This window comes from Qipengyuania gaetbuli, from assembly GCF_020171365.1.
GTDB classification, from domain to species: Bacteria; Pseudomonadota; Alphaproteobacteria; order Sphingomonadales; family Sphingomonadaceae; genus Qipengyuania; species Qipengyuania gaetbuli_B.
Genome location: NZ_JAIUZO010000002.1, coordinates 2,602,380 through 2,613,011 on the forward strand (window position 1 = coordinate 2,602,380; position 10,632 = coordinate 2,613,011).

Below are 10,632 nucleotides of genomic sequence, written 5' to 3' on the forward strand. Positions count from 1 at the left end.
GAAGGCCAATGCGCTCATGACAGCGGCCCACATCCACGCCCCAGCATTCATGCTTTCAGTTCCAGTCCGTCATACCCGACTACGATGCCGCTCGGGACTTCGGCCACCAGCGAGGCGTAATCCATGGTCTTGTCGAGATGCGTCAGTACGGCAGTTCTTGCCTTGCACCGCCGCGCAAGGTCGATTGCCATGTCCAGGTGGGCATGCGTTGGATGCGGCCGGCGGCGCAGGCAATCGACCACGAGGATGTCGGTGCCCTTGAAGCAATCGACCATATCCTTGGTGATCTCGCTGAAATCCGTCGCGTAAACGATGGACTTCCCGTCAGCTTCGAACCGGAAACCGGTGCTTGTCACCGGCCCGTGCGGCATCTCGACATAATCGAAAGAAAATCCAGCAACAAGTTGAACTTCTGACACGTCTTTGAGGCTCATCAAGGTCGGATAACCGTGCTGACCCTCGAAAATATAGTCGAAACGTCGCAGCAGGTTCTTGCATGTCCTAGTGTTAGCAAAGCCCGGTAAGGGATTGCTTCGATCATAGCGCATGACGCGCAAATCATCGATGCCGTGACAATGGTCGGCATGGTCGTGCGTCCAGAAGACCGCGTCGACCTTATCGATCCCGTTGGCCAATAGCTGGGCTCGCAAATCGGTTGACGTGTCTACAAGGATGCGCTGACCCGCGTCGTTTTCGACGATGATCGACACCCTGCTACGCCGGTTGCGCGGCTCTGACGGATCGCATTCGCCCCAGTCATTCCCGATGCGCGGAACGCCCGTTGACGTTCCCGATCCGAGCATGATGAACTTCACGCGGCTGCCTTGGCGAAGAGGCGGTAGAAGTTGTCCGTCGTCACGCGGGACAGTTCATCGAAGCTCTCGCCGCGCAGATCGGCAAGGAAGCGCGCGGTGTCCCCAACGTAGCCCGGTTCGCAAGTCTTGCCGCGATGAGGAACAGGCGCAAGGAACGGGCTATCGGTTTCAACGAGTAGCTTGTCCTGAGGGATTTCCCGTGCGAATTCCTGCAGTTCCTTGGCGTTCTTGAAGGTCACGATGCCTGATATCGAGATCGACAGGCCGAGCTCCAGCACCCGCTCCCCGAACTCGGGCGACGCGGTGAAGCAATGGATCAGAGCGGGGAATGCCCCCTTCCCCATTTCTTCCGACAGGATGGCGAGGGTGTCTTCTTCCGCATCGCGTGTGTGGATGATCACCGGAAGCTGCACTTCACGCGCCACGTCGATGTGCAGGCGGAAGAGATCGCGCTGTGCTGCACGATCGGAATGGTCGTAGTAATAGTCGAGGCCGGTTTCGCCGATCCCGATGACCCGGGGATCGTGAGTGGCCTCCAGGAGTTCGTCTCGTGTCAGCCCGGGGTGGTCATCGGCATTGTGCGGGTGGATCCCGACGCTGGCCCAGACATCGGGCTGCGCGTTGGCCGTACCCACGACTTGCTGCCATTCTGCCTGTTTGGTGGAGATATTGAGGAAAGCGCCCACGCCGGCAGCGCGCGCGCGGGTGAGCACTTCGTCCCGCTCTTCCACCAGGCCTTTGTACTCTAGATGGCAGTGGCTATCGACGAGCATCACGCTGCCTCGGGATCGGGCAATTCGAGGCGCGGGAACACGGGCATGGGCTTGTCGACAACATGGCCAGCCGAGACCAGTTCATCGAACCAGCTGTAATCTGCAAGATCGGCATATGCCCGCTTTCCGGCTTGAACTCCGAGTTGGTCGAGTACGGCTGCTGCCTTGGTCGGAACGACAGGCTGGATAGCAATCGCCAAGTCGCGGATGGCGAGGAAAAGCGTCTGGAGAACCGCCTTCATGCGTTCCGGATCGGTCTTTTTCAGACCCCACGGCGCCTGTTCGTCGACATAGGCATTGCAGGCGAAGACTGCCTTGAGCCACGCTTCGATGCCCACACTGAAATTCAGGGCTTCGAATTCCTGCGGCAGGACCTCTGCGCAAACACTACGGACAGTCGAAAGAAGCGCCTTGTCATCGTCATTGGTCTCGAAAGCCTCGAGCTTGCCGTCCATGTTCTTCGTGATCATCGAAAGCGTGCGCTGGGCAAGGTTGCCGAAGCTGTTCGCCAGTTCCGCATTCACCTTGTTTACAAGGGCTTCTGCCGAATAGCTGCCATCCTTGCCGAAGACGACTTCTGCCATCAGGAAGTATCGCAACGAGTCCACACCGAACAGGTCGACCAGATCGTTGGGATCGGTGACATTTCCGGCCGATTTCGATTCCTTGACCCCGCGATTGAGCAGGAACCCGTGCCCGAAAACCTTCTGCGGGACCGGGATCCCGGCGCTCATGAGGAAGGCGGGCCAGTAGATGGTGTGGAACCGGACAATGTCCTTGCCGATCAGGTGCAAGCTGGCCGGCCAGTACTTCTGCCAGAGCTCGCCGCCATCCGGATAACCGAGGCCGGTGATGTAGTTCGTCAGTGCATCGACCCAGACATACATGACATGACTGTCATGCCCCGGCACTTTCACGCCCCAATCGAAGCTGGTGCGCGAAACCGACAGGTCCTTGAGGCCGCCTTCGACGAAGGCGATCATCTCGTTGCGGCGACTCGCCGGCTCGAGGAATCCCGGAGATTTGAGAAGCTCGAGCAGCGGTTCCGCATAGTTGGACAGCCGGAAGAACCAGGTCTCTTCCTCGGTCCATTCGACCGGAGTGCCCTGGGGCGAGAGTTTTTCGCCCCCCTCCCCATCGACGAGTTCCTTTTCGTCGTAATAGGCCTCGTCACGAACCGAGTACCATCCCTCGTAGCGGTCGAGGTACAGGTCACCCTTCGCCTCCATCGCTTCCCAGATCGCGCGGCTTGCCTTGTGATGATCCTCGTCCGTGGTGCGGATGAAGCGATCGTAGGTGATATCGAGACGGTCGAAGAGCTCGCGGAAAGCCCCGGACATTTCGTCGGCCAGCTCGCGCGGTGTCTTCCCGAGGTCGCGGGCTTTCTGGGCCATTTTCAGGCCGTGCTCGTCAGTCCCGGTCTGGAAGCGCACATCGCGTCCCATCAGCCGCTGGAAACGCGCGATGACATCGGCGGCAATCGTTTCGTAGGCATGGCCGATATGCGGCTTGCCGTTGGGATAGTGGATTGCGGTGGTAATGTAGAAAGGGTCAGCCATTTGCGCGCTCGCTAGCCTCACCTGCGGAGACGAGCAAGGTTCCGATTTCCATCGCGAGCAATCCGGGATCGAAATTATACGTGGGCTGCTCTGCCGACAGCCTCACAAGCTCGGCGTGCTTGTCCACCAAGATGCGCGGATCGGGTCCGGCCTGGTCAATGCGTTCGGCAAGGATGGCGCGCGCGAGGTCGAGGATTGCCTGCAGCCTCGGAATATCCTGCTTCATCCCGATTTCGCCTGCCAGCTGGCCGCGCAGCGAGAAGTCACGGTCGCCCGTTTCGATGATTCTGCGCATCAACTGGCCGGCGTGGCCAAGACCAAGGGCCACGAACGACAACGCATTGCCCGGTGACCCTGCCGCGGCCGCGATTGCCGCATCGCGGGTTGCGATGTCCGTATCGGGTGAAAGTTCGCGAAGGAGATTATCCATCTCCGCTTTGGACAGCGCAGGAAAACGCATGGTCCTGCACCGGGACCGGATAGTCGGCAGAAGCCGCGCCGGATTATGCGCGACCAGCAGGAAGAAAGTCCCTGCCGGCGGTTCTTCCAGGCTCTTGAGCAGCGCGTTCGAGGCGCCCACCTCCATGTCGTCCGACGGGTCGATGATCACCGCACGGCGGCTTCCCATCGTCGGTCTGGTGGTCAGGCGTCGCTGTACTTCGCGCACCTGTTCCACCTTGATGCCGCGCGCCAGTTCGAAAGGCTTACCGTCGTCGCGCTTCTTGGCCTCTTCCTTGTTCTTCGGACCATAGGTGAGCGTAAGAATATCGGGGTGGTCACCTGTGTCCGGGCTGGCCCCGACCAGTTCGCGAGCTGCCGCCTGTGCGAAGCTCGCCTTCCCCAGACCCTTCCGGCCCGCGAGGAGCCAGGCATGATGCATTCGCTCGCCGCCCATCGCGCTGCGCCATTCACTCCAGGCGCGATCATGGCCGAGCAACGTCATTATTTCCCTGTCTCGAACAGCGGGGCGACGGCTTGCCATACCCGCTCCCGAACTTCGTCGATCGAACCGTCACCGTCGATCATGCGGAAACGCGCGGGTTCCTCGTCAGCGAATCTCGCGAAGGCTGCATTAACCTCGCTATGATAGGCATCGCTGCGGCCGCCGATCGCATCGGCCTCGTCGCCATCGCGTTCGCGCAAGCGTTGCGCCACTTGGGACGTTTCTGCTGCGAGGACGAGAGTAAGGTCCGGTAGTAGGCCGCCGCTACCGATCGCATGCAGGCCCAGCACGGCCTCATCGCCTACTCCCCCTGCCCTACCCTGGTAGGCCCTGCTGGAATCGAGGAAGCGATCGCAAACGACCCACTCGCCCCGTTCGAGTGCTGGGCGGATCAGTCGAGCCACGTGATCGGCCCGAGCGGCTGCAAACAGCAGGGCCTCGGCTTCCGGTCCCCACCCATCGCCGGGTGGATCGAGCAAGAGGGAGCGTATCGCTTCGGCCCCGGGAGTGCCGCCCGGTTCACGTGTCAATCGAGCCTTGATCCCGTTACTTTCGAGACTCTCGACGAGCAGGCGGGCCTGGGTGGACTTGCCCATCCCCTCCCCGCCTTCGAAGACGATGAACCTGCCGCTCGTCATCTGAGCCACCCGCGTACGCCGTTGATGACCCGGTCGAAGAAGCCGGCTTCCTCGACCGCCTCTTCCGCCACCAGCGGTACAGAGTATTCGGGCAGGCCTTCGACCTGCACTAGCAATTCGGCAATCTTCTCGCCTGTGGCAACGGGTGCCCGCAGCGGCCCGTCGTACCGGATTGTCATCGAGACCTTGCCCTGGTGGTTCTTCGGCATGCTCAGGAACACGCCTCGCCGCGCGACGAGGCCGACCGAACCGCTGTCTCCGCCTTGGACATCAGCCTCTCCGAGCACAGTCCCGGGAGCGAAAAACTGCTGCTGGTCGAAACTGCGAAACCCCCATTCGAGCAGGTCGCGCGAAGCCCGATCCCGCACTCGCGCGCGTGGCGCTCCGGCGACGACCATGATCAGCCTGCGCCCGTTGCGCTGTGCCGATCCCAGGAAGCCATATCCTGCCTGGTTGGTGAAACCGGTCTTGATTCCATCCGCACCCGGCACCTTGCCGCTGATGGGATCGTGATTTGGTTGGGTGATCTCGTTGTAGGTGAACTCGGTCTGCCCTACGAAATGGCGGTATTTGGTCGGATGCTTGCGGATCAAGGCCGCTGCCAGAGTAGAGAGATCGCGCGCGGTAACGAAGGTCTTGCCGTCGTCCATCCATCCATTCGGAGTGCCGAAATGGCTGTCTCGCATCCCGATTTCGGAGGCTTTCGCGTTCATCGCGGCGACCCATGCATCGACCGATCCGGCGGCGCCTTCGGCCAATACGGCGGCACCGTCATTTGCGGAAACCGTCGTCACTCCGTGCACGAGGTCGTCCATGGTCACTCGCGCGCCGCTGGCAAGGAACATCGTCGAGCCTACGCCACGCCACTTCCGCCACAATTCGGGCCGGACAGTGACCACTTGCTGAGGGACTATCTTGCCCTCTTCCATCCACTCGAAAGCAAGGAAAGTCGTCATCACCTTGGTGATCGATGCAGGCATAAAACGCCTGTCTTCTTCGCGTGCGAACAGCACCTGCCCGCTGGTCAGATCGAGGAGAAACGCAATCGGAGCATCCTCCGCGTTGGGAGGCCCCGCGGGCTGGCGATCCTGCGCGCTCGCCTGCCCTGCAAATAGCAGGGACACGGAGGAGATCAGGGCAATTCTGGAATTCTTACGCAAGCCGGCTCCGCGCCGGCATTCCGGCGAAAATGCAAGGGTATCTCGATCAGGTCACCCTATAACCACGCGTTGCAGCCATTGCGAGAGGATCGGAAGGCTGTCCACGGCTGAGGCGGCGGCGGCTGTGCCCAAGACGCTGTCAACTGGCCGAAGGGTAATCAGCCATCTCGATGGCCTGTTACCGGGTGATTTCGTCAGCCAGCAGCCCGACGCTCATCGCGTAGTAATTCGAGCAATTGTACTCCAGTATCACGCGATAATTCGAAGTTAGCAGCCATGCCGGAGTTCCTGGGCCGTCAGGCTGGAAGATCGTGGCTTGCGTGCCGGGAGCAAGCGGCCGCTGGGGCTGTACACCCAGTTCGCGCCATTCCTCGACGGTCTTGTACTGGCTGTGACGCTCATGGACGCGCGAGCAGACCGGGGCTTCGATCCTGGTGCGGTAGCGGTCGATGTCGAACCCGCTCGGCATATAGGCTCGCACGCCCCAGGGCTGACCGCTTCGCCACCCGGCATCGCGGAAATAGTTGGCGATCGAAGCCAGCGTGTCGGCACGACTGTTCATGATGTCGGCCCGGCCATCGCCATTACCGTCAGTCGCGAGACGCAGGTATACGCTGGGCAGGAATTGCGGATTGCCGAATGCCCCGGCCCAGCTGCCCTTGAGTTGGCTACGAGGGTAGCCCTTGTCAGCTACCTTCATGAGGGCGACGAATTCGTCGGCGAACAGTTCGCGCCTGCGACCTTCCCATGCCAGCGTAGCGAGAGCCTGAGCGAGGTCGAAGCCGCCCTTGACCGCGCCATAGGCAGTTTCATGCCCCCAGATAGCTGTCAGTATTTCGCCGGGAACTCCGTATTCCCGCTCGATTGATGCAAGCTCGCCGCGGGCCGCGGAATAGGCTCGCCGTCCGCCGGAAATGCGCGCGTCGTCGACATGGGTGGCGATATACGGCGCGAGCGGTGGGTATCCCGAACCAGTCGATGAACCCGGCTGCGACCGGTCCAGCTGGATGACCCGCTGGCTGGGTTCCAGCCCTTCCGTCATGCGCTGAAGCGTCGCTTCGCTGACGCCCTCGGCCCTCGCCCGGGCGATCAACAATTGCAGATAGGCATCGAACGACATCGACTGTGCACTTGCCGGTGCTACCGGGATGCAGAGCAAAAGCGCGGTCGCGAAGGACAAAATCGGGCGTAACGTCATGAGCATAGCTTCGCAGTAACCAAGTGAACGGCAGATGTCATGTGAAGCATTATCCCTGAGAACTGTCACGAGTTCCGGGATGACAAGTGCATTCCTTGCCGCTAGCGCCTCTTTCGCTGCGGACAGGTGGCAGAGTGGTTGAATGCAGCGGTCTTGAAAACCGCCGTGGGTTCACGCCCACCGTGGGTTCGAATCCCACCCTGTCCGCCACCTTTTTCTCAGGCCCGCCCCTGTGGAAGCTGCGGCGCTAAAATGTATAGAAGCGTCAAAAAACACCCGCCAAAACAAAGCAGTTGACTTGGCATCCTCCGCGGTTAACTTTTCGTTAACCCTGTTGGATCGAGTCGTTTCATCTCCTGCAACCGGGCATAACAGCAAATTCTGGGCCGCCTTGCGATGCAACTTACCGGACTGATCGTCTGGGAGTGTCGAAGGCCATTCAGTTGCCTTCCCGCTCCACATCGTAGGCCAAGTGCTTGAAAAGACGGAGCGGCGATAGCGCCGCCAGGGTCAGCTTCTAGAGCTTTACGCAATAGAGGGCATGACATGCGTGCAGAGGGGAACAATGCTGGCAAGGCCTGCGCTGCGACCACCTTATGGGTGCGGTCCGGCGCGCGCATGAATACTGCAGCCGCATCTCCTGCTGCCCTTCAAGCAATATTCCAAAAAATTTCCGGGTCCGCTCGCTCCAATCCGGGAGCAATCCAGACGCGTAATGCGCAGCCAAACAGCTCGCTTGCCCGCTGGTCGTCGAATAACGGCCTTATGGCAGGAGCCTGATCCCCCCTCCGGTTCCAGCCCACCTGTCATTCCGGCCAACGCAGTATGTGACCCCGTCCAGTCGATCTGGTGCGGTCTTTTTGGAGAGTTGGGATGACCGACATTTATGATCTCGCGCCCGCCGATAACGACGACGAAGACCTGAATCTCGACGGTGCAGGCTGGTACGGTGCAGAGTTCCTCGCGGACGATGACATCACCACCGCCGATCTGGGTATCTTCATCAAGCACCTGAACTTCGATGAATCGCAGGCCTACGGCTCGACCGGCACCGGCCTCTTCAACCCGTTCCTAAGGGTGAACGCTCAGGGCACGAGCCGCGGTTTCAATCTTCAAGACAATACGCAAAAGCAAAACAAAGACGCTGGTACCGACATGGATGATGCGAAGACCAACGCCATCCAGTTGAAAGACATTCCGATCGTCTATCTCGACCTAGACGGCCTGCCTGGTCTCGAGGCGTATTATGTCATCAATCTCGACATAAACGAGAACGTCGACAACCTGCTCGGCCTTACGGAAATGCAGATATTCATTTCCGATACCGAGGCGACGTTCGCTGATTACATCTACGATACCGACCAGTCCGGCCTGGCTTTCGACGGGGTCGGTGCAGGCCAGAAGTATCAACTGGTGTTCGATCTCGATGATCCGTCCACGGGCGGGGACAAGACCTTGGTTCTGGACGATCTCGGGGCCGGCCAAGGCAAGCAGGACTACATCTTCTATCTGCCTGTCGCCATGTTCGAAGCCGCCGGTGCCCACGGCGATTCCTTCATGACCCTCTTCTCGCAGTTCGGCCCGACGCCGCCGGACGATGGTGCATTCAACGAGTGGAACACGATCGTCGCGCCCAAGGTTTCGGGCGTGAAGTTCGGCGATCTTGACGGTGATGGCATCAAGGACGCGAACGAAACCGGGCTTTCCGGCTTCACGATGTTCATCGATATCGACGGTGATGGCCTTTACGACGCCGGTGAACTCACCGCGGTCTCCGGTGCCGGAGGTGTCTTCCAATTCGCCAGCCTGGTTGATGCCGAGAGTTACAAGATTTACGAGATCCTGTCCGAAGACGATATCGACACGGCCAACAACGCCTTCACCGCGCAGCAGATCGCGGACCTCCTTCCCGATCAGTCGGGCGACTGGGTCCTGACAACGGGAGACGTGAACGGCGGCCATACAATCACATTCACCGGCACTGCCTATGCGCCCGTGCAGGTCGGCAACTTCCTCGCCAATCCGCTCATCGTCATCGAGAAAGAAGCCATCTCGATCATAGGCAGCGGCGGCGAGAACAAGCTCGTTCCGGGTGCCGATGCGGCCGGCGACGTGGTCAATTACGTCATTTCGGTGGCCAACGAAGGTAATGTCGATCTCGACATCACCTCGCTCACGGATATCAATGCCGACACGTTGGTTTACGTCAGCGGCGATACGGACAATGACGACATTCTGGATGTCGGCGAGACGTGGATCTTCAATTCGACCCATGTCGTCGACCAGTCCACGCTGGATACAGACGGCATCGATATCTTCGGCGACGGTGACTTCGACGAGGACATCGACAACCGCGTGGACGTCGAAGCCAGCTGGTCGTTCAACGGCCAGGGCGGCACGGTTTCCGACTTCGATATTGAAGATGTGCCGGTTGTCGTCACGCCCGACATCTCGATCCTGAAGGAGGTGGTGTCGGTCAACAACGAGGACGAGAGCCTCGACGAGGACGGCATCATCGACACGGCAGGCGATACGATCACCTACCGCATCACGGTTGCCAACGAAGGCAATGTGACGCTGAGCGATGTCGACGTGACCGACCTGTTCGAAGGCGCCGGCTACGACACCAGCGGCCTGGTCTATGTCGAGAGCGGCGACGAGAACGGCCTGCTCGACGTAGGCGAAACCTGGACCTGGGTGTTCACCGTCGAGGTGACCCAGCTGATGATCGACACCAACTGCTATGAAGGCGGTGACGAGCAGATCACCAACTCGGCCAGCGTCACGGCGCTGTTCGGCGAGCAGCAGGTCAGCGACGGCCCCTCCACCGTCAACACCCCGATCGACTGCGATCCGGTGCTGTCCATCGACAAGGTGGTGATCGACGTCGACGGCGACGGTGCCGAAGGCACGATCGATGCCGCCGGTGATATCGTCACCTACGAAGTGACGGTGACCAACGACGGCAATGTCACCCTGACCGGCGTGAAGGTGAGCGATCCGCTCACCGGCCTTGAACTGGCAGTGGCCGGTGACGGCACGCTGGCACCGGGCGAGAGCTACACCTTCGAGAACCTCACCTACGAGGTGACGCAGGACGATATGGACTCGAACGGTACGATCGAGCCCGACGACGTGCTGCCAGCCTTCCTCGACAACACGGCGACCGCCTACAGCGACCAGACCGAGCCGGTCAGCGATGACGAGGATGTGCCGCTCGAGGTCGACCCCGACATCTCGATCCTGAAGGAGGTGGTGTCGGTCAACAACGAGGACGAGAGCCTCGACGAGGACGGCATCATCGACACGGCAGGCGATACGATCACCTACCGCATCACGGTTGCCAACGAAGGCAATGTGACGCTGAGCGATGTCGACGTGACCGACCTGTTCGAAGGCGCCGGCTACGACACCAGCGGCCTGGTCTATGTCGAGAGCGGCGACGAGAACGGCCTGCTCGACGTAGGCGAGACCTGGACCTGGGTGTTCACCGTCGAGGTGACCCAGCTGATGATCGACACCAACTGCTATGAAGGCGGTGACGAG

The 10,632-nt window shown here is 60.4% G+C and carries 8 protein-coding genes and 1 tRNA gene; 2 read left to right on the forward strand and 7 right to left on the reverse strand.

What is annotated here, in order from left to right; genetic code table 11:
• Positions 1–47: 47 nt before the first annotated feature.
• The 7 genes from LCL94_RS13355 to LCL94_RS13385 form a co-directional block, all read right to left on the reverse strand.
• Complete coding sequence (locus LCL94_RS13355; RefSeq protein WP_224832626.1) at positions 48–815, reverse strand: MBL fold metallo-hydrolase; 768 nt, start codon at positions 813–815, stop codon at positions 48–50.
• Positions 812–1,588 (reverse strand): TatD family hydrolase, encoded by a 777-nt coding sequence (locus LCL94_RS13360; protein WP_224832724.1) that lies wholly within the window; start codon positions 1,586–1,588, stop codon positions 812–814. The genes LCL94_RS13355 and LCL94_RS13360 overlap by 4 nt, the downstream gene beginning before the upstream one ends.
• Positions 1,588–3,147 carry a methionine--tRNA ligase gene (gene metG / locus LCL94_RS13365; RefSeq protein ID WP_263611782.1) on the reverse strand — a complete coding sequence of 520 codons (1,560 nt, stop codon included), beginning with the start codon at positions 3,145–3,147 and terminating at the stop codon, positions 1,588–1,590. The genes LCL94_RS13360 and metG overlap by 1 nt, the downstream gene beginning before the upstream one ends.
• Positions 3,140–4,090 carry a DNA polymerase III subunit delta' gene (locus LCL94_RS13370; protein ID WP_224832627.1) on the reverse strand — a complete coding sequence of 317 codons (951 nt, stop codon included), beginning with the start codon at positions 4,088–4,090 and terminating at the stop codon, positions 3,140–3,142. Before LCL94_RS13370 ends, metG begins: the two co-directional genes overlap by 8 nt.
• Positions 4,090–4,728, reverse strand: coding sequence for a dTMP kinase (gene tmk, locus LCL94_RS13375; RefSeq protein ID WP_224832726.1), 639 nt, complete (start codon positions 4,726–4,728; stop codon positions 4,090–4,092). The genes LCL94_RS13370 and tmk overlap by 1 nt, the downstream gene beginning before the upstream one ends.
• On the reverse strand, positions 4,725–5,852 hold the full coding sequence (locus LCL94_RS13380; RefSeq protein ID WP_224832628.1) for a D-alanyl-D-alanine carboxypeptidase family protein: 1,128 nt from the start codon (positions 5,850–5,852) through the stop codon (positions 4,725–4,727). Before LCL94_RS13380 ends, tmk begins: the two co-directional genes overlap by 4 nt.
• A 214-nt stretch (positions 5,853–6,066) precedes the next feature.
• Positions 6,067–7,086, reverse strand: coding sequence for a lytic transglycosylase domain-containing protein (locus tag LCL94_RS13385; protein WP_224832727.1), 1,020 nt, complete (start codon positions 7,084–7,086; stop codon positions 6,067–6,069).
• A 120-nt stretch (positions 7,087–7,206) separates the two neighbouring features.
• Here LCL94_RS13385 and LCL94_RS13390 point away from each other — a divergent pair.
• Positions 7,207–7,296, forward strand: a tRNA-Ser gene (locus LCL94_RS13390).
• 663 nt (positions 7,297–7,959) lie between these two features.
• The coding region (locus LCL94_RS13395) for a DUF11 domain-containing protein (protein WP_224832629.1) at positions 7,960–10,632 on the forward strand (2,673 nt) is incomplete at its 3' end.

Excerpts from the sequence above, each read along its gene's own strand:
- LCL94_RS13360 (WP_224832724.1), bottom strand. The coding sequence starts at position 1,588 with ATGCTCGTCGATAGCCACTGCCATCTAGAGTACAAAGGCCTGGTGGAA.
- metG (WP_263611782.1), bottom strand. The coding sequence starts at position 3,147 with ATGGCTGACCCTTTCTACATTACCACCGCAATCCACTATCCCAACGGC.
- LCL94_RS13370 (WP_224832627.1), bottom strand. The coding sequence starts at position 4,090 with ATGACGTTGCTCGGCCATGATCGCGCCTGGAGTGAATGGCGCAGCGCG.
- tmk (WP_224832726.1), bottom strand. The coding sequence starts at position 4,728 with ATGACGAGCGGCAGGTTCATCGTCTTCGAAGGCGGGGAGGGGATGGGC.
- LCL94_RS13385 (WP_224832727.1), bottom strand. The coding sequence starts at position 7,086 with ATGACGTTACGCCCGATTTTGTCCTTCGCGACCGCGCTTTTGCTCTGC.